We start from the raw sequence: 19,722 nt of genomic DNA on the forward strand, positions 1-19,722 counted from the left end.
GACTGGTAGTATGTTAGCGAAGACTACACTCGCACTACGGAATCTCGCTTAACAACCGTGGGTGTATATTTAAAAGTTAAGCCTTCTTCTGGTTTACTCCCCGACGCGTACTTTAGTGCAAGCTCAGCGGCCTTTGCGGCCATCATTTCGACAGGGTAACGCAGAGTGGTTAATTTAGGGCGACAGTACTTAGCTAGCAATACATCATCATACCCCATTACAGACACTTGTTCGGGCACTGAGATGCCGTGGTCCTGTAACATGGTCATTGCACCTGATGCCATCGCATCATTATAAGCCAATACAGCGGTGAATTTTGCGCCGGTGGCTAGCAGGTTCTGCATAGCTAATTCACCACCTTCCTGATCAGGCGTGGCGTATTCAATCATGCTTTCAGGTAAGCTGAGCTTTGCGCTATCAATAGCGTTTCTAATCCCTTCAAGACGATGATTCGGATCGTCAATACGGTATTGGCTGCTTATTACCGCTACATTTTCATGCCCTTGGTTAATTGCATACTCTGCCATTAGGCGACCACCGGTCACGTTATCAAGCCACACGCAGCGATTTGCTATTTCTGGTATGTAACGGTTTATTAAAACAAAACCTGGTACTTGACTAGCAAAGCCAATCAAAGTCTTATCATCAAGGGCTTTGCTGTGCACTACCATGGCTTCAACACGGTGTTCTAATAAGGTTTCGATGGCGCGAAGTTCTGTTTCTTTTTCAATTGACCCAGCACTTAATAGTATTTGAACGTTATTTTTGCGCGTTATTGATTCAACACCATGGGCTAACATTGCGAAAAATGGATCGTGCAGTTCAGCAATAACCACACCCAATGAGGCACTGCGTTTAGTTACAAGAGCCCGCGCATTTGCGTTGGGACGGTATCCCATTTCTTCCATGATTTTTTTAACGCGTTGTCGAGTATCGTTGCCTACTTTTGGGCCGTTATTGATAACCCTGGATACTGTGGCTAACGAAACGCCAGCGGCTTGGGCTATATCTTTTATTGTTGCCATTTTCTCTTTAACTTTGTTTTTTTAATGCATTGAAGACCTTGGGGTCTGATTGGCATAGCGTACATTATATTTACATAAAAAGGTAAAATTCTCACTTTCTGTGCTATGGCGGCACATCTCAAGCAAGAGATAAAACTATCAAGTGGTTTTACCATACACAGTTCCTCGCCAAACCCCTGTCAAAAAGAACGGAAAACGTATAACCTTTTAGCAATTCTGAACGCTCTACCGATTCTAAAACTTTTCAGGCGAGCACGAAAAATTGCCCGAGATTAATTAATCGAGCACCCGATAAGGTAAAATAATTGTTATGAAAATCAACGTATCGACATTTGGTGAAGTAAGCGGCAAAGCTGTTAATGCTTTTACTTTAAGCAATGACAACGGGATGTCAGTTACCTTGCTTAACTATGGTGGAATTATCAAGGAACTCTATTTTCCCAACGCGAAGGGCGAGTTGATTAGCTGTGTTCAAACTTTTGATACGTTGCAGGGCTATATTGATGACCCTAGCTATCGCGGTGCAATTGTAGGGCGCTACGCTAATAGAATAGGGAATGGCACATTTACTTTAAACGGCCAGCAATACATGTTAGATAAAAACGGCGGAGAGCATAATCTTCACGGGGGGCATGCCGGCTTTCACAAAAAATTGTGGCAAGCTAGTACTCAAGAATCACCCGATAGTGCCAGTGTGACATTTACCTTATCTAGCCCAAACGGCGAGGGTGGCTTTCCTGGAAATATTAATGTTGAAGCCTGTTATACACTTGATCAGTTCAACGAGTTGTCCCTTGTAATTAAAGCAACGACAGATGAAGAAACACCCCTTAGTTTCACCCAACATGCTTACTTTACGCTAAGTAACGATGAAAAAGTGGGTAGTACACTGCTACATATCGATGCAAAAAAGGTGACGGATGCAGATAGTACGCTGTTGCCAACCGGTGATTTAGTTGATGTTGCTGATACACCCTTTGATTTCACTTCACTTAGTAAAATAGAAGAAAGGGCTAAACAAGACAATTCGCATCCATTGTTTGACCGAGTAGGCGGCTACGATCACAACTATGTGCTTCAAGCAGCTTCAGGAAACGCCCCACAAGCTACGGTTAAAGCACCGGATACCGGCGTTACAATGGAACTATACACTAGCCTTCCTGGGCTGCAGTTTTATACGGGAAGTTTAAAAGACAGCGATCAGCTAGGCGCCCTATGTTTAGAGCCTCAGCATTTCCCTGATGCACCGAATAAACCGTCGTTTCCAAATTGTTTTGTAAAGCCTGGTGAAACTTATGAAGAAACGATTCGATATAAGTTCAGCGCTGAGTAAATTCACTGAATTACCAAAAGAAAATTAATTGTTATTAATTTAACAATTAATTTTCTTTGTTAGTTAATTGATAAACAGCATTGCTTGCTATATTATTGCTAGGGTAAACGTTTAACCCTTAAGTGTTATGCAAAAGCGTTATGCTAGAGCTTAACCGGCCTATTCAGAGAGAGTGATTATGGGAACCCCTTTCGACCCAACCAATGATCCACATCGCCGTTATAACCCGTTGTTGGGCGAGTGGGTGCTAGTATCGCCACACCGTGCTAAGCGTCCTTGGCAGGGGGCTTCTGAAGAGCCGAATAACGAACAAAAGCCATCTTACGATCCTACTTGCTATTTGTGCCCGTCTAACACGCGTGTGAACGGCGAAGTAAATCCCGACTATAAAGGGACGTTTGTTTTTCAAAACGATTTTGCTGCGCTCAAGCAAGACACTGAGCAAGCCAGTGAGAAAAAAGGCCTGTTCCAATTTGAAACAGAGCAAGGCTGTAGTCGCGTTATTTGTTTTTCTCCTGATCACAGTAAAACACTTCCTGAACTTACTGACGAAGAACGGGTAGATGTGGTTAAGACGTGGAAAGAACAAACCGCTGAACTGGGTGAAAGCTATCGTTGGGTACAGGTTTTTGAAAACAAAGGCTCAATGATGGGGTGTTCAAACCCTCACCCGCATGGTCAGGTATGGGCGCAGCAGCATATTCCCACAGACCCAGCAAAAAAATTGGTACAGCTGAAGCAGTACTTTGGTGAAAACAACGCACCTATGTTGTTAGATTACGCAGAGCAAGAAGTGATTAAGCAAGAGCGCGTAGTATGCCAAAACGATGACTGGGTGGTTGTGGTTCCATATTGGGCTGCATGGCCATTTGAAACGTTATTACTGCCACGTTTTAATGTTCAATCTTTGCATAAGCTATCTGATTCGCAATCTCTTTCACTTGCCAAAATAATTGGTGAGATAACAGCGAAATACGACAATTTATTTGAGACGTCTTTCCCATATTCAATGGGTTGGCACAGTGCGCCATTTGATAATGAAGAACACCCTGAGTGGACGCTTCATGCACATTTCTTCCCGCCGCTATTGCGCTCAGCAAGTGTCCGCAAGTTCATGGTTGGATACGAAATGATGGCCGAAGCACAACGAGATTTGACCCCTGAACAGGCGGCAGACAGATTAAAAGCACTGCCTACGGTGCACTACAAGCAACGTGAGAATACTAATGGATAACCAAGTACTTTCTTCAAAATTTGAAGCGCATTATGGCAATGAGCCAACGCTAATAGCACACGCCCCTGGCCGAGTGAACATAATCGGTGAGCACACCGATTATAACGAAGGGTTCGTCTTTCCGGCTGCTATCAACTTTGGTACTTGGGTTGCGGCATCGAAGCGCAACGATAATGACATTCTAGTTACTGCTATGGACTACGAAAATCAGCAGAACCAGTTCTCATTGTCAGACATTAATTACGACGAGGAACAAGGTTGGGCAAACTATGTTCGCGGCGTAGTGAAAGTACTAAAAGAGGCTATGCCAGATTTTGGCGGCGCAAATTTGTTGGTAACGGGTAATGTTCCACAAGGCGCCGGTTTGAGCTCTTCAGCGTCTTTTGAAGTGGCAATACTAAAAGCCTTAAGCGCATTGTATGAATTGCCTCTTGATGGTGTGCAAGCTGCGCTATTAGGTCAAAAAGCAGAAAACACTTTCGTAGGCTGTTCGTGCGGAATCATGGATCAGTTAATCTCAGCCATGGGCAACGAAGGTATGGCAATGCTGCTTGATTGCCAGTCATTAGCCATCGAGCATTCACCGCTTCCAGATTCGCACCAAATCGTGATTATCAATTCGAATGTGAAACGTGGCTTGGTAGACAGCGAGTATAACTTGCGTCGTCAGCAGTGCGAGCAAGGAGCATCGCTACTGGGTGTTTCATCGTTGCGCGAAGCAACCATGGAGATGCTGGAAGAAGCTAAAGCACACATGCCTGAAGTGGTTTATCGCCGAGCAAAGCATATCATTACTGAAAACGCGCGTACTTTAGCAGCAAGTCAGGCGTTAAAGTCTGGTGATATTGAAACGGTAAGCGACGCTATGGCGCAGTCTCACGTTTCTATGCGTGACGATTTCGAAATTACCGTAGGCCCAATTGATTATTTGGTTGAGATTATCGGTGAAGTACTTGGTAAATCTGGAGGTGTCCGCATGACGGGCGGTGGTTTTGGTGGCTGCGTAGTGGCGCTTGCCCCTACAGACAAAGTTGATGCTGTGAAGAAAGTAGTAGCAGACAAATACTTTGACGAAACTGGCTATCATGCAGACATCTATGTGTGCACTGCAACACAAGGCGCATTTGCCTAAAGATAAATCAGCAGGAACAAAGATTTTAGATACACATCACTCCCTTTTTCTAAACAATCCTATTCGCTAGAATTGTTTGTGTCCCTTAAGCCGCTTCCATAGGTAGCGGCTTTTTTTTACAAAATTGCACATTTCTTGTTAAAAAAGATCAACAAAGTGTGTTACTAATACTACCCGCAATAACACGATGCGTTTATCGGTGGTTTTCTGACCGGTTGACGGTTTATCGTAGAATGCGAAAAACGCGTATTGATACGTGACACTGGTGTGGCAAAAACCAATAAAATAATAAAAACAATTTTTCACCTGTGTACCCTGCATAATAATCGCCGCACCCAAAATAAAAACTTTGGGAAAATTATGAAATTAGCATCAATAGATATCACATTATTCGTGATATACGTCGTCGCGCTTGTCACAATTGCGTGGTGGGTTTCTCGCGAAAAGCAGGGGCATCAGAAAGACACAAATGATTACTTTTTAGCAGGCTCAAGCTTGCCATGGTGGGCGATTGGCGCATCGTTAATTGCCGCCAATATTTCCGCCGAACAAATTATTGGTATGTCTGGCTCAGGCTACCAATTAGGCCTTGCTATAGCGTCGTATGAATGGATGGCCGCCATTACACTGCTTATTGTGGGCAAATTCTTTTTACCTATCTTTTTAAAACATAAAATATACACCATGCCTCAATTCTTAGAGCAGCGGTATGATCATCGCGTGCGCAAAGTAATGGCAATATTCTGGTTAGGCGTTTATGTATTCGTAAACCTTACTGCTGTGTTGTGGTTGGGTGCTCTGGCTATTAACACTATTGCCGGTGTAGATATGGTTTACGGTATGATGTTCTTAGGTCTTTTCTCGCTAGCCTACTCACTTTATGGCGGCCTGAAAGCGGTAGCGTTAACCGACATTATTCAAGTGGTGCTGTTAGTCATTGGCGGGCTGTTCCTGTCGTATACCGCTTTAAACCTAATCAGCGATGGAAACGGTGTTATTCAAGGTTTTGTCGATTTAACCAATAAACTACCTGAAAAATTCGACATGATTTTGTCAAAAGACAATCCGCATTATATGGACTTACCGGGCATTTCTGTACTGGTTGGTGGTATGTGGATAATGAACCTGTCGTACTGGGGCTTTAACCAGTACATCATTCAGCGTACATTGGCGGCAAAAAGTGTGCAAGAAGCCCAAAAAGGTATCGCGTTTGCGGCATTCCTTAAGTTACTTATGCCGTTAATTGTGGTGTTGCCTGGCATAGCTGCGGTACTAATTGTGCCTGACCTAGCTAAGCCTGACCAAGCTTATCCAAGCTTGATGACGCTAATGCCTGTGGGCCTTAAAGGTATTATTTTTGCCGCGCTTGTGGCGGCAATTGTGTCATCACTAGCCTCAATGACAAACAGCGTGTCTACTATCTTTACTATGGACCTTTATAAAGATAAGCGCCCTAACGAGTCGCAGCAACATTACGTTAAAGTAGGACGAATTGTAAGCTTGATAGCGCTTATCATAGCAATGGTGGTGGCTAAACCACTTTTAGGCAATTTCGATCAAGCATTCCAATACATTCAAGAGTTTACCGGTTTCTTTACTCCAGGTATCTGCGCGCTGTTCGTATTGGGTATGTTCTGGAAGAAAACCACGGCAAACGGTGGCCTGCTTGCAGCGTTAGGTTCATTTTTATTAAGCATTGTGTTTAGACAGTTCTGGCCTGAATTGCCGTTTATCGACCGTGTTGGGCTCGTATTCCTGCTTTGTGTTGCTTTAGCTGTGGTTGTTTCTCTGCTAGAGAAGAAAGGCATTAGTGAAAATGCGGTTGACCTGAATGAAGTGCGGTTCAAAACCACAAGTGGGTTTAACGTAGCGTCAATCGCCGTAGTGATTTTGACCGCAGCGTTTTATATTACGTGGTGGTAGCAAGTATAAGAGGGCGTTTCTAATCTTAACGCCCTAACTAAGCTCTGCTCAAAACAACGCGAAAGTTCAGAAGACGCTGACAACAAATTTTGTTAAGTTCTAGAACGTGTTGCAGTTAGTGAGGTAAACGTGAGGCGAAAAATTTCAAATTTCCCACATAAAATACGATATACTAACCGGCTAATATTCGATGAACTTTCGCGCTTGCTGATGTCTTAGTTAATGAAGACATCAGCAAGCCACTAAAAACGTTACAGGAGACATCAATGGCAACGAAAGGCGTTAATAAGGTTATTCTTGTTGGAAACCTTGGCAATGATCCTGAAGTTAGATACATGCCTAACGGAAACGCCGTTGCGAACTTAAGCCTAGCAACTAGCGAAAGCTGGAAAGACCAACAAGGTCAGGTTCAAGAGCGCACTGAGTGGCACCGCCTTACAATGTACCGTCGCTTAGCAGAAATTGCCGGAGAGTACCTGAAAAAGGGCTCGCAGATTTACGTTGAAGGTAAACTGCAAACGCGCAAGTGGCAAGATCAGCAAGGTCAGGATAGGTACACTACCGAAATTATCGTAGACCAAATGCAAATGCTTGGCGGTCGCGGCGGTGAAGGCGGTGGTGGTAACGGTGGTTACCAACGTCCTCAAAACAACCAAGGTGGTTACAACCAAGCACCAGCGCAGGGCGGTTATAACCAAGCGCAACAGCAAGGCGGTGGTCAACAAGGTGGTTACAATCAAAACCAAGGTGGCGGCTATAATCAAGCGCCTCAAGGTGGTAACCAAGGTCAGCCTAAGAACCCACCAATGGCTGAGCCAGACTTTGACTTCGACGACGACATTCCGTTCTAGGAAATGTATATTTTAAAAGTGTAGATAAAACCCACTTTTGATCCTAAATACTATTTAAACCCAGTGTAAAAGCTGGGTTTTTTGTTTTTTATTCTCGCTCTTTTTTTGCTGCACTGTACACTAGTGAGCTGGTCGCGGCTTTTGGATGTTACTTTCCTAAAGCCTGTGTTTCCTGCTAGCAGGCTAATTGAAAGCAGTACAGTCAGCACTAGGGTGGTTGTAGTAAGTCGCACTTTTTTTGAGGACTGCAAATGAAACTGAAATTCTTAGATTAATAAGTGACTGTTCAAGGAAGCGTCATAAATTGAAAAAGTAATACGTTTCACCTTTACAATCATTGCTTCTTATTGTTTCTAATTACCATTATAAATAGCGCATATCTTGCTCCTCACTCGTTAAAAGGTATTATTATTTTATTAACTAATTAGAAAAATGCCTATCACCATGAAAACGTTATCCCTACTTGCTAGTACCATCGCTTTGGTTTCAGCAGCTGCCATCGTTTCACCCACAGTATCAGCTGCTCAAAAGCTGTATAAACCTTTTCCTGCCGACGTGATGCCGTCGCTCAGTGAGAAAGGTACACATACAGTTGGCGTAAAAACTATTGAAGCCACGTATCCTGAAAAAGTAAAAGATATTGCTGGAAATGATGTCGAGCGTAGGTTGACCCTAGAGGTCTGGTATCCAGCTTCAAGTGCTGCTGAGACGGCAACGTATGTGAATGAAACACGAAGTGGTCAAGTATTTGAAATTGAGGGAGATGCAAGCCGCGATGCGCCCATTGCTGCAGCAGAATCTGGTTACCCGGTGGTGGTTATATCTCACGGGTATACTGGCTATCGCACGCTTATGTATTATTTAGGTGAACACCTTGCGTCTCACGGCTATGTAGTAGCAGCAATCGACCACACAGATTCTACGAATAAAGATGTTAATTTTGCAGAAAACCCATATTCAGGTTTTCCAAGCACATTACTAAACCGCTCACGAGACCAAGTACTTACTTTAAACAGCATCAGCGAAAACGAATTTTTCAAAGAGAGTGTTGACGCAAGTAAAGCAGGGGTAATTGGTTATTCAATGGGAGGCTATGGCGCGGTAAGTACAGTCGGTGGTTGCTATGCATTTAACGATCAAACAGCAGCAACCTTTACCGGTACACAAGACCCTAAAGTGGCAGCCCTTGTTAAAGACGCGCTAAATACTTGCGCCGGTGGCGAAGAAAGTAGCAAAGATGTGCTGCCAGCTTGGAAAGCAGCGCTAGCGCTTGCCCCATGGGGCGGGCAACATCAGCTTTTTGACGTTGAATCACTTAACAATATCAAGGTACCTGTTCTTTATGTGGCGGGTGATAACGACGATATTTCTGGTTACGATGGTATTAAATGGTTATTCGAAAATACCGGCAGTGAAGGTTCTAAGCTACTTACTGTTAAAAATGCGCGTCATAATGTCGCACCTCACCCCGCCCCGAAAGAAGCCTATGGCAGCGAGTTTGATTTGGGCAGCTACATTGAACCTGCGTGGGAAGTGCAAAAGCTGAATGCTATCAACGAGCACTTCGCGTTAGCGCTTATGAATTGTCATGTGAAAGGTTTAGAAGATGATTGTAAATACCTGAACGTGAGCGGCAGTAGTGCCCAAGTACCCGTAGACGGTAAGAAGCCAGAGCCTTGGAAGGGATTCGACGACCGATGGGCATTGGGTCTAGAGATGGACAGCAAATAAAAGTTTGAAAAGGGTGCTTCGGCATCCTTTTTTAATTTTGTTACATATTTATTTTCTATCGTAACGCATAGTGGCGTAATGTAAGACTGCTTCTATCAATCATTGATAGTAAAAAGCGCTTTAAAACGGTATTTCGGGCTACCCATAAACTAAACCATAAGGAAGTGAAAATGCGTAAATCTACTGTGTCAGCACTATGTGCGTGTTCTATTTTGTTAATGCCAGCAGCGGCTATTACCCAAAGCCATGCAGCAGCACAAGACGTTGCTACAGCGAACACCGATGAGGTAGCAACGTTAAAGGCCTACTTCAAACAAGGCGACTTTAAATACGTTGTAGAATCCCTCGAAGCCGTTAAAGGTAAATCGCCAGAACAGCACAACATGCTTATTTCTGCCCTGATGAACATAGATTTAGACGATGCCGAGGAGGCAGCAGAGCAGTTTGTTCAGGATTACAGTGACAACTATAAGGCTTACCATACACACGCAAGCGTGATGGGAGCCCAAGCCTCAAGTAGTATATTTTCAGCCCTAGGCTATGCGAAAAAAGCAAAAGAGAGTTTAGAAAAAGCAGTGGAAATCGCCCCAGAAGAGGTTGCTGTTTACCAAGCCTTAATGCAGTTTCACTTAATGGCTCCTTCTATTGCAGGAGGGGACATGGATGAAGCCATGACACTTGCGCAAACAATTTCAAAACTAGATGCTACCGAAGGTCGGTTTGCCTTAGCTAAGGTTTATTTGGAGAAAGATAACCAGGCAGAAGCAGAAGCGATCTTTGCCTCTTTAATTGAAGACGATAGTACCCAAATTCGCGCTAGGGTTGAGCTAGGTAGTTTCTATTTAGGTAATGAGCAGTACGCGGCATCTTACGATACTTTGTTGCCTTTATCAGATACAGATGTGGCTGCAGTTTCGAAAGCGGATACTGAGGCTTGGGATACTTATCAAAAGCGTAAAGCCAGTCTTATGTATGGAAAGTATCGCTTAGGGCAAGTTGCCGTTGAAAGTGGCGAGTACACAACTTCAGGTATAAACGCGCTAAAAAGCTATTTGGAGGACTACCAGATTGCGACCATTGATACTGAAGGTCTACCAACAGCTAATTGGGCTCAGCTACGCTTAGCTGAACTTCTTCTTAATGCAGATAGGGTAAATGAAGCGCAAAACCTTGTTGAGGCAATAAAAGAAGAGAAAGATGAACGTTTTGCTAAGACACTCAAAAAAATCAAAAAGGCACTAAAAAAGCGAGCGGCGGTGTAATACCGCGTAGCTCGCTTACTCTAATTTTCCTTAGGCAGAGCTTAGAAAGCCATAGCGTTTATAAAACTACAGGGCTTTAACAGTATAAATTAAGGCTGTTTGTGGGAAGAGTACCGGCAGCTGCATACCGTATTTCATCAAGACTTCGCCAGAGAACACTTGCCCTTCAGTTTGCTGCAAAATTGAAGGAGTGTATTCTTTCAGCTTTTCAGGCCACACACGCTCAATGGTGTATTGCTTGTTAGCGTCAAGCCCTGCGAAGTAGAAACGGTTAGGCGTAGTGCGTACGGTTTCTGTAACACTGTTATATGCAAAAATACCTTCCTGCTTGTCTTTCGACACATAACCAAATTTCACATTCATGCCGTCATCATCCATGCGGAATAGGTCGCCGCCGTGGGTAATATGACGATATTTCTTATAAAGCGAAATGGCGTCTGTTAGCACGCTTTGCTCGTGGTCTGTCAGTTCACGTGGGTCCATTTCTATGCCCATATGACCAAACAAGGCTACTGCTGAACGAATCTCAATAGGTAGGTTACGACCTGTAATATGGCAGTCACGCGGACCTACGTGCGCGCCCATTACTTCAGATGGGAAGAAGTAAGAGCAGCCGCGCTGAATATATAAGCGGTCTAGTGCATCGTTAGAATCTGACGTCCAGAAGCGATCTGTGTGTGGCAATATGCCTAAATCTACACGTCCGCCGCCTGAGCAACAGCTTTCTATTTCAATGCCTGGCTTGGCCGCTTTTACACGGTCAATCAAGCCGTAAAGCGCTGCCATTTGGCCGTGCATTGCCGGTTTGCCTTGAAGGTTACCTGGGTGGTTTACGTCGCGGTTCATGTCCCATTTGATGTAGCTAATTTTTGGATAGGCTTTGAGTACATCAGTAATAACTTTATACAGGTACTCAACCACTTCTGGATTGGTTAAATCTAGAACGTATTGATTTCTAAATGGCACATGAGGGTTGTTTTCAGTTTGAAGTGCCCATTCGGGATGCGCGCGATATAAGTCGCTATCTGGGTTAACCATTTCTGGCTCAAACCAAATGCCGAATTCCATGCCAAGACCAGTAACATGGTCAATTAATCCGTCTAGCCCTTCAGGGTAGATGGCTTCATCTACAAACCAGTCACCAAGCCCAGCTTTGTCGTTTCTGCGGCCTTTGAACCAACCATCGTCTAAAACGAAGCGCTCAATACCTAGCGGTGCTACCTTGTCAGCCAAGGCTTTAAGTTCGTCTTCGTTATGATCGAAATAAATGCCTTCCCACGTGTTGTAGTGAACTGGGCGAGGCTTAGATTCAGCGCTATGGTTTAGCACGTTGCTACGTATAAAATTGTGGAACTGCTGCGATAGGGATGAGAAACCTTCACAGCCATAGCCGGTATAAAGCACCGGAGATGTGTAGCTGTTCCCTGCATCAAGTACCACTTCACCAGGAAACAGTAATTCACCGAACTGAACATAACTTCTGCCATCAGCCATGAGTTCGGCGCGAAGCTTATGGTTTGCTGAAGCGCCAAGGTGGTAACCAAAGCACTCACCGTTAAGCTCGCCTGTTCCATCTGGAAATGCAATTAAACCGGGAAAAGTATCGTGAGAGGTTTTGCCTCGACGGTTTTCACGCACGTAGCTGCCAAAGAATAAGTCGTGATCTTTGGTTTGGAATTCAGCAGACCATCGACCTTCGAATGTTTTGATTTTACTAACCGTTGTAGGAAGTGGAAGGCTAGCAGCATTCAGGTAATTGAGGTTCAGTGCACTGCTGCCGGTGTTTTCTACACGAGAAACATATTTTACAACGCTGGTCGCGGTATCAAGCTCTACATTTGTAATAAGGCGCATACCGCGATGCGTATCTTCAGCAATAAAGGCAACCGATTGAGCGTCTTGATTTATCTCTACTAAATTAAAGCCTGCTGACCACTGGTCCGCATCACCGGAAACTTCAAGGCCTGGCTGACCTGTCCAACCTTCACCATGGGTTGGTACTAAAGTAATTGGTGGCTCTATTACTGGCGCACACTTAGCTTCTTGGCGTGTATTTAAAACGCTAAGCATTTCAGGCGTTGTGCTGTCACTTAATGGCGCACCATAGTAAATGACTTTTGGCATACGACCCTGACAGTCGAATATTAAGGTGACTTTTTCGTTCGACAGGCGTACGAATTGAGAAAGTGACGACATAAAAACCTCAGCGTTAATAAAACGTAAATTAGGTGGTGATACAACTTTTTTACAACGTAAGTAGTGACTTCTTACGGCATAATTTCGCATATTAAATCACGTTCACTATACCTATTCTACAATTTTAGGGTAAACGTTTTACTTTCAATGGTAGTCTGCATTGCGAAGGAAATGAAGTCTGACCAATAGTTGTAAAATATAGACGATATTAATTGTTAAAAACAAAAAAGGATGTCAAAAGACATCCTTTTTCGACATGTAACTAATTTGTTAGGCTTCTTTCTTATAAAGTTCTAACGAAAACTCTGCCTTTTGGCTAAACACCAAGCGGTTCACAGTAAGAGCAAAGGCGACACAGCCAATAAGAGTTGCGAACATTAGGTGGATGTAATGAAGTCCAAATGGTGCATACAGAGGTGAAGCTTCAAAGCTCATTAATGCGTAAATTGAAACGCCGAACAACACTGCGCCAATGGCCGCGAATGCATGCACGTTTCTAAACAGTAAGCCTACGATGAATACCGAAAGAATAGGCATACTTAAAAGACCGTAAAGCTTCTGGACTAGGTTAATAATACTATCAGCTTGTTGGTATACGGGGATTAGCGCAAGCGATACTAAGCACAATAAAATAGTCACGTAGCCGCTTAACTTAGGTACGTTAGGTGTTTTGTTGATATAGCTTTCATGAATGTCGCACACGTAAAGCGCAGTAGCAGAGTTCAGGTTACTGTTAAACGTGGTTAATACCGCAGCTGCCATGGCCGCTGCGAATACGCCAGAAAGCCAATCAGGCAATACCGTTGCGACAATTTTTCCGTAAGCACTATCACCTATATCACCAAATAGTTTGTACGAAACGATACCTGGAATAACAATAATGGCAGGTACAATCAGCAAGCGGATACCGGCCGCAGCGAATACGCCTTTTTGCGCTTCTTTCAAAGAAGGTGCCGCCATTGCGCGTTGAGTAATAACTTGGTTAGTACCCCAGTAAAACATTTGGATAAAGATCATCCCGGTAAGCAAGGTATGCCAAGGGATTGGAGACTCATCATCGCCAATTAACGTAAGTCGCTCTTGCGGAATGCCGTCAAAGTTATAGTCGATGGCTTGAAGCGCCAGAATAACCACCAATACGGCCATGGTTAAAAGAAGTACGCCTGAGTAGGTATCAGACACTGCTACTGCGCGAAGGCCGCCGAAGATAGCGTAAAGAGCACCAACGATAACGAAGATAACTGCGATGTACATTAGCGGCAGTTCAACGTTAAACATAGACTGCATGAACAAAGAACCGGAATAGATTACTGCCGGGCAAAATATTAAAGCACTGCCTGCGAAGAAGAGCGCACTAATAACTGCACGTATGTGCTTGTCGTGATAGCGCTGTTCTAGAAGTTCTGTTGTCGTTGTACACTTGAACTTGTAATACACAGGCAGAAATACTTTTGCCAGTACGAAAAGTCCTACAACGGCTGCTAGTTCCCATAGGGCTAACAAGGCCATTTGGTTACCGTTCATACCTACTAGTTGGTCGGTACTTAGGTTGGTGAGCGTGATACTACCTGCAACGAAATACCAAGCTAGACCTCCGCCTGCAAGAAAGTATTCGCGGTTTTGGTTTTGGGCATTTCTATTTTGTCCGCGGCAACTTAAATAGGTAAGAAAACCAATTAAAGCAGTCACAAAGACAAAAACAGACACCTGAATAGTGCTGGAAAACATGTTTTACTCCTAAAGGACAGTTATGACTTGCTGGTTTCGAACTTAATGTTGTTTACAGCGCGATCAGGGAATTTAGTGTTATGAAGACGGATAACGCGGTTCACTTGCAAAATAGAACCAAGAATATTGAAAAGCACGTTGAGCAGGCCCTTTTGATTTAAACTAGCCAGTTCTTCGCCCGTAAGGTTTTGCAAGCGTTGTTCATTCACCGTAGCTAGCCCGCCTACGCGCTGATTGGTGTTGTCTTTGTACTCTATAATCAAGTCAACAGTATGAATGAGTCCCATCTCGCTAATTTGATTCATCATTACAGCGGTTTGTTGCATGGCGGTAACGCGCTCATCTAGCAATTTCTTTTTATTATCTAAGTACGCAGTAGGGCGCTTGGAAGGCAAAAAGAGTGCTTCACCGTTTTGAGAAGAAACAGCTGGCGAGTCGACATCAACTAAAACTTCTTGCTGCTGAGCATCATTTCCCAATCGTACGATAAAAGGTAAGGTGCGAAGACTAAGCGGTGCATAGTGACCAAGCCATGTACCTTGTGTTTCAAACACGTTTTCTTGAGGAGCTAGGCCGCACAGGGCCGATATTGTCCAATACTGTGCTTCAGTAGATTTACTGAAAAACAGAGGGAAGTCGCTAGATGCTTGAACGGCTTCCTTTATCTCAATGTTGAGAAGATGAAATTTCGAATAAGTACTAGCAAGCTTGCTCTCATCAATAGTAAGAGCGCTGTGGGTATCAGCCGATAAGGTTTCAAATGTTGGCATATTATAGTTCTCGTTAGCTTGCCAACCACTGCTCAATGTAGTCGCGGTGATTAGGTAAGCTGCTTAGTTTTTGCTGCGTGATTAGCTGATTTTGTTGAATCACTTTATCAGCTAGGTCACGTTCGTTGTAGAAATGAGACTGCAAAGAAAAGTCTGGAGAAAATCCCATTCCATATAGTACGTACTGATAGCTGGCGGCAGGAAAAAGCTCTATTGCCGCTGAAAAATCAGCAATTTGAGGGCCGCGATACTTCCAAATTTCCAAATCTTCTTTTAAAGAGTCGGGAATAGTTGAAGGATCGCGATTGGCAACCCAGTAAGGTTCACTGCGTTGATTGAAAATATAATGGAGTTTCAAGAAGTCGATAATGCGCTGCCAGCGATAGTTCATTTGCTTGTTAAAGCGCTGGCTAACGATAGGCATCGCTGATTCTGGCAGCGGCATTTGCTCTGCAATATAGCGTGCTGAAATCTCGATAAGCATTAGGGCTGTTGCCTCTAATGGCTCTACAAACCCAGCGGACAGACCCACGCCAATGCAGTTACCCTTCCAAATACGCTTCTTATAACCAGAGTTAAAGCGAATGGTGCGCGCTTTTAAATCACCGTGTTGGTCACCAACGTACTGACGCAATACTTCTTCGGCGCGTTCATCGGTGGTAAATTCGGTGGAGTAAACATGGCCTACACCTCTTCGAGACGATAAACCAATATCCCAAATCCAGCCTGCTTCTTGTGCTGTAGCTTGGGTATAGGGCTTTATTTCGAAGTCTTCTTCGTGGGGTACATGAAGAGCAAGTGCAGAGTTATTAAATAGCACGTCATCTGTGGAGACAACGCTTTCACCTAGAGTTTCGCCAAGCAATAGGGAGCGAAAGCCAGAACAGTCTACAAATAAATCGGCGTCTAAAACCATGCCGTTGTTAAGCGTAACGCTTTCGATATGTTCGTTTGAGGTTGCGGCTACGCTTTCTACAGTGGCGACAATGTGTTTTACGCCTAGCTCCGTTTTGCTGAAGTCTCGCAACATGTCAGCAAATGCACCAGCATCTAAATGATACGCATAGTTCGACTGTGCGCTGCTGTATTCTTGTTCATTAAGCGTGCGAGGCGCCATATTGCGCTCACACACGTGCTGCTGAAAGTTAGTGGCGTTGGCAAAATTTGCAATATCGCCTACATAGGGGGCCATTTCAACGCGACCATAACCTAGCGGAACGGTAAACGGGTGGTAATAAAAGTCGCCGTCGCCATTTACCCAATTTACGAACTTACCGCCTTGCTTGAATGCAGCGCTGCAGCGTCGAAATACTTCTTTTTCAGACAGGCCAATGTCTTTCAGCGTGTTGCGCATTGTTGGCCAGGTTCCTTCACCTACGCCGACAGTAGGAATGTCACTGGATTCGACCAAAGTTATGTCTAAGCCACATTCACCCATTGCTACCTTATGTTTAGCCGCGACGATGGCGGCTGTAAGCCAACCAGCGGTGCCGCCACCTACGATGACAATACGCTGTTTTTGAGATGTATGAGATGAATGGTTCATGAAACAACACTGCTTAAATGGAATTATGACTGTTTTCTACATTTATCCATAAACGTACTCGTTTTGCCAATAGGCTTATGGATAAAAGGCAGGGTTTTACCCCTGCCAAAACACACACAAATCTTAGAATGAGCCTCGGATACCTACAGAGTAGCGAGCACCATTGTCTTCAATTGAGTAAATTTGGTCTGGGAAGCGGCCTACTTGTGTAAGCTCTTCTTCAGTCACGTTGATACCTTCAACAAATACCGTAAGGTGTTCGTTGATGTCGTAACTTGCACTTACATCCCACTGACCGTAGGTTTCAGTAGTAATTGGCTCGCCTGTCGCGCCGCCAACTTCAGTGTTGTCTAGTGCAAATAGGAACGACTCACGGTTGTTAAACGCTACACGTGCCTGGAACGCATCGCGCTCGTAGAACACGATAAGGTTTTGTGAATCACCAAGACCTGCTAGCGCAAACGTCTGTGTTGTATCACCAGACACTTCCGCATCACTGTTAACTACAGTCGCGTTAGCGGTTACACCAAAGCCGTTATCCCATACGTGGGTAATCGCTACTTCGTAACCATTAACCGTTGCTGTTTCGCCGTTTTGAGGGCGTGTAACAGTGTAAACTTCGCTTGCACCATTAAGCTCTTCTGTGTCAGCCACTACGTCGCGTTCAGGGTCTTGTGGGTCAAGCGATACGCCCACCGCACAGTCTTCAGCAGCACAGCGATAGTCATTTGGAAGACGGTTCGTCATGGTATAAGTTTCATCGCCAGAAAGCGTAACAATGAAGTCTTCTACTTCTTTGCTAAACACGGCAAACGAGAACACAGAATCGTCGCTGTAATACCACTCAAATGATAGATCCCAGTTTTCAGCGCTAAATGGCTTAAGGTCAGGGTTACCACCGCTTGCCTGTAGGTTTTGACGACGAGGCTCGTTGAAAGTGGTCGCTGGAGACATCTGAGACATAGTAGGGCGTGTCAAAGAGTCGTAGCGAGAGAAGCGAACAATCATATCTTCTTGTACTTCTAGCTTAACGTTCAGGCTAGGTAGAAGGTTTGCGTATGAAGATGAACCTGTGATGTTTTCTGCTGGTGCGAAAACATTCGAGAACAAGGTTAAGTCAGTGGTAGGAACAACGTCAGCGATAAGTGCTTGTACTGCAGAAACTGAAACACTGGTTTCTTCGTAACGGGCACCGAAGTTCATGGTTAACGGCATATCACCGATGTCATAACCAAATTCGAAGTTAGCGTAAAGTGCGGTTACGTCTTCTTCGATGTTGTAATAGTTAGGCTGAAGCGTTGGTACTACTGGCGCACCTTGAGAAGCAAGGTAATCTAGGTATGCATCGCCATCGTACGTGTACCAAGTATCAATTAGGCCGCTGAAGAAGTTGTTTGCAGTAAATGGGCGAATATTAAGTTCATCAATTGGCGCTTCTGTGCCATAACCACAGAACGCACATTGTGACGCAAACTCTTGGAAAACGAACTTCTCACGCTCTGAGCGCAAAATACCGAAATCAACTTTACGGAAAACGTCAGAATCAGCAAGGTAAGTGAAATCTGCTTTGTATTCTGTTACTTCGTCTTCAGACGCAACTACGTTACCTAAGTCGTTATAGTGAAGGCGGTTAAGCGAAATATCAGGTAATTGACCATTGCCGAAACCGTCGTGAATTACAGTAGGTGTACCACCTGTGCTGTCAAACTCGTAGTTGTTGATAATACCCACAACGTTAAAGCGACCTTCGCCAGCAACGTCGTTTTCCGCTTCAGATGTTGAAACATCGAAAGTTGCTGAAAGGGCGTCAGTTACCTGCCAATCAACGTTTAAGCCGAACCCTTTGTTAGTTACATCACGTACACCACGGGTTGATGATACGAAGTCAGATGCTGGGTTACCGCTACCTTGGTGTAAGTCAATTTCCTGCGTAAATTGTACAGCTGTACCAAACTCAGAAATAGTGGCAGAACCTACGCGGTCTGGTTCAAACCATGACGCGAGGTCAGTAACCTGTGAATCAACTTCAAACTTAGAGATAAAGCCATCTAAGGTAATGGTTACATCATCAGATGGTGCAAATTGAGCAACAAGTGATGCGTTAGTACGGGTTCTGTCTTGCTGGTCTACAACTTGGTCCCAGTTACGAGGCAAATAAACATCAGTAGCAATAATCTCAGCCGTTTCGCCATCGCCACGGTTAGAAAGTGTTAGGCCCGGACGCCAGCCCGCTGTTTGAATACGGTTAATTTGAACCTGACGCTCTTGATGAGATACCGCAAGTAGCAAACCAAATTTATCGTCAGCAAATGTGTTGCTAACTAAGAAAGAGGCTTGTGGAGACGTTTCTTCTGAAAGGGTTTCATACACACCTTTCACGCTTCCTACTGCTTGGAAGCCGTCATAGTCGAACGGACGAGCAGTTGATACGTTGATGGTAGAGCCAATGCCACCAGATTGAAGGTTGGCAACGCCACTTTTGTAGATATTTGCACCAGTAATTTGATCGGCAGCAAGTACGTCGAAGTTAAATGCGCGGCCAGCGTCGTCAGTAGCGAGTTGGCGACCGTTTACAAGTACAGTGTTAAACTGTGGGCCGAAACCACGTACCGTAACTTTTTGACCTTCACCACCGTTACGGTCAATAGAGACACCAGTGATACGCTGAAGTGATTCAGCAACGTTTAGATCTGGAAATTTACCTAAATCTTCCGCTGCTATACCGTCTGAAACAGCAAGGTTTTCTTTCTTATCAGACATTGCTCTTTTCAAGCTGCTTACAATGCCGCGAACTTCAATAACTTCAACAGGTGCATCGTTTACACTTTGAGTGTCAGCATCTTGAGAAAATGCTACCGGTGCGTGTAGGGCAGAGGCGATAGCAACACCTAAAAGTGAGCGTTTCGCAATTGGGCCTAACTGTGATGTGTTAATTTTATGTGTCACTGTGTTTTCTCCTTGAGTAGGCTACGTTTTAACGTACTTTGCACT

The 19,722-nt window shown here is 44.4% G+C and carries 13 protein-coding genes; 7 read left to right on the forward strand and 6 right to left on the reverse strand.

The genetic code is table 11. From position 1 onward, the window contains the following. Positions 1–23: 23 nt before the first annotated feature. The gene (locus PCAR9_RS00985) at positions 24–1,025 is read right to left on the reverse strand and encodes a LacI family DNA-binding transcriptional regulator (RefSeq protein ID WP_179982026.1); all 1,002 of its coding nucleotides are present in this window, start codon (positions 1,023–1,025) and stop codon (positions 24–26) included. Between the two features lie 310 nt (positions 1,026–1,335). Between PCAR9_RS00985 and PCAR9_RS00990 the strand changes: the two genes are divergently transcribed. From PCAR9_RS00990 to PCAR9_RS01020, 7 genes are all read left to right on the forward strand, one after another. After that, the gene (locus PCAR9_RS00990) at positions 1,336–2,358 is read left to right on the forward strand and encodes an aldose epimerase family protein (RefSeq protein ID WP_179982027.1); all 1,023 of its coding nucleotides are present in this window, start codon (positions 1,336–1,338) and stop codon (positions 2,356–2,358) included. Between the two features lie 178 nt (positions 2,359–2,536). After that, complete coding sequence (locus PCAR9_RS00995) at positions 2,537–3,592, forward strand: UDP-glucose--hexose-1-phosphate uridylyltransferase (RefSeq protein ID WP_179982028.1); 1,056 nt, start codon at positions 2,537–2,539, stop codon at positions 3,590–3,592. After that, entirely contained in the window at positions 3,585–4,724 is a 1,140-nt protein-coding gene (galK, locus tag PCAR9_RS01000) for a galactokinase (RefSeq protein WP_179982029.1), read from the forward strand. Before PCAR9_RS00995 ends, galK begins: the two co-directional genes overlap by 8 nt. Positions 4,725–5,084: 360 nt before the next feature. Further along, positions 5,085–6,647 carry a sodium/sugar symporter gene (locus PCAR9_RS01005; protein WP_179982030.1) on the forward strand — a complete coding sequence of 521 codons (1,563 nt, stop codon included), beginning with the start codon at positions 5,085–5,087 and terminating at the stop codon, positions 6,645–6,647. A gap of 266 nt (positions 6,648–6,913) precedes the next feature. Continuing rightward, complete coding sequence (locus PCAR9_RS01010) at positions 6,914–7,498, forward strand: single-stranded DNA-binding protein (protein WP_179982031.1); 585 nt, start codon at positions 6,914–6,916, stop codon at positions 7,496–7,498. Positions 7,499–7,942: 444 nt separating this feature from the next. After that, on the forward strand, positions 7,943–9,229 hold the full coding sequence (locus tag PCAR9_RS01015) for an alpha/beta hydrolase family protein (protein WP_420000777.1): 1,287 nt from the start codon (positions 7,943–7,945) through the stop codon (positions 9,227–9,229). Between the two features lie 170 nt (positions 9,230–9,399). After that, on the forward strand, positions 9,400–10,491 hold the full coding sequence (locus tag PCAR9_RS01020) for a tetratricopeptide repeat protein (protein ID WP_232091083.1): 1,092 nt from the start codon (positions 9,400–9,402) through the stop codon (positions 10,489–10,491). Positions 10,492–10,557: 66 nt separating this feature from the next. On the opposite strand, the gene PCAR9_RS01025 is transcribed toward PCAR9_RS01020, so the two are convergent. The 5 genes from PCAR9_RS01025 to PCAR9_RS01045 all read right to left on the reverse strand — a co-directional run bounded on the left by PCAR9_RS01025 (position 10,558) and on the right by PCAR9_RS01045 (position 19,677). After that, positions 10,558–12,687, reverse strand: coding sequence for an alpha-galactosidase (locus PCAR9_RS01025; protein ID WP_179982034.1), 2,130 nt, complete (start codon positions 12,685–12,687; stop codon positions 10,558–10,560). Positions 12,688–12,957: 270 nt separating this feature from the next. Then, a complete protein-coding gene (locus tag PCAR9_RS01030) occupies positions 12,958–14,415 on the reverse strand; it encodes an SLC5 family protein (RefSeq protein ID WP_179982035.1) in 1,458 nt (485 codons plus the stop codon). Positions 14,416–14,435: 20 nt separating this feature from the next. Further along, positions 14,436–15,185 carry a SapC family protein gene (locus PCAR9_RS01035; RefSeq protein ID WP_179982036.1) on the reverse strand — a complete coding sequence of 250 codons (750 nt, stop codon included), beginning with the start codon at positions 15,183–15,185 and terminating at the stop codon, positions 14,436–14,438. Positions 15,186–15,198: 13 nt separating this feature from the next. After that, a complete protein-coding gene (locus tag PCAR9_RS01040; RefSeq protein ID WP_179982037.1) occupies positions 15,199–16,731 on the reverse strand; it encodes a tryptophan halogenase family protein in 1,533 nt (510 codons plus the stop codon). 123 nt (positions 16,732–16,854) lie between these two features. Further along, positions 16,855–19,677: a TonB-dependent receptor gene (locus tag PCAR9_RS01045; protein ID WP_420000778.1), complete on the reverse strand. Its 2,823-nt coding sequence runs from the start codon at positions 19,675–19,677 to the stop codon at positions 16,855–16,857. Between the last annotated feature and the right edge of the window lie 45 nt (positions 19,678–19,722).

Source organism: Alteromonas macleodii, from assembly GCF_903772925.1.
Taxonomy (GTDB): domain Bacteria; phylum Pseudomonadota; class Gammaproteobacteria; order Enterobacterales; family Alteromonadaceae; genus Alteromonas; species Alteromonas macleodii_A.

Bases quoted from the DNA above. Each gene is read 5' to 3' on its own strand.
- PCAR9_RS00985 (WP_179982026.1), bottom strand. From the start codon at position 1,025: ATGGCAACAATAAAAGATATAGCCCAAGCCGCTGGCGTTTCGTTAGCC.
- PCAR9_RS00990 (WP_179982027.1), top strand. From the start codon at position 1,336: ATGAAAATCAACGTATCGACATTTGGTGAAGTAAGCGGCAAAGCTGTT.
- PCAR9_RS00995 (WP_179982028.1), top strand. From the start codon at position 2,537: ATGGGAACCCCTTTCGACCCAACCAATGATCCACATCGCCGTTATAAC.
- galK (WP_179982029.1), top strand. From the start codon at position 3,585: ATGGATAACCAAGTACTTTCTTCAAAATTTGAAGCGCATTATGGCAAT.
- PCAR9_RS01005 (WP_179982030.1), top strand. From the start codon at position 5,085: ATGAAATTAGCATCAATAGATATCACATTATTCGTGATATACGTCGTC.
- PCAR9_RS01010 (WP_179982031.1), top strand. From the start codon at position 6,914: ATGGCAACGAAAGGCGTTAATAAGGTTATTCTTGTTGGAAACCTTGGC.
- PCAR9_RS01015 (WP_420000777.1), top strand. From the start codon at position 7,943: ATGAAAACGTTATCCCTACTTGCTAGTACCATCGCTTTGGTTTCAGCA.
- PCAR9_RS01020 (WP_232091083.1), top strand. From the start codon at position 9,400: ATGCGTAAATCTACTGTGTCAGCACTATGTGCGTGTTCTATTTTGTTA.
- PCAR9_RS01025 (WP_179982034.1), bottom strand. From the start codon at position 12,687: ATGTCGTCACTTTCTCAATTCGTACGCCTGTCGAACGAAAAAGTCACC.
- PCAR9_RS01030 (WP_179982035.1), bottom strand. From the start codon at position 14,415: ATGTTTTCCAGCACTATTCAGGTGTCTGTTTTTGTCTTTGTGACTGCT.
- PCAR9_RS01035 (WP_179982036.1), bottom strand. From the start codon at position 15,185: ATGCCAACATTTGAAACCTTATCGGCTGATACCCACAGCGCTCTTACT.
- PCAR9_RS01040 (WP_179982037.1), bottom strand. From the start codon at position 16,731: ATGAACCATTCATCTCATACATCTCAAAAACAGCGTATTGTCATCGTA.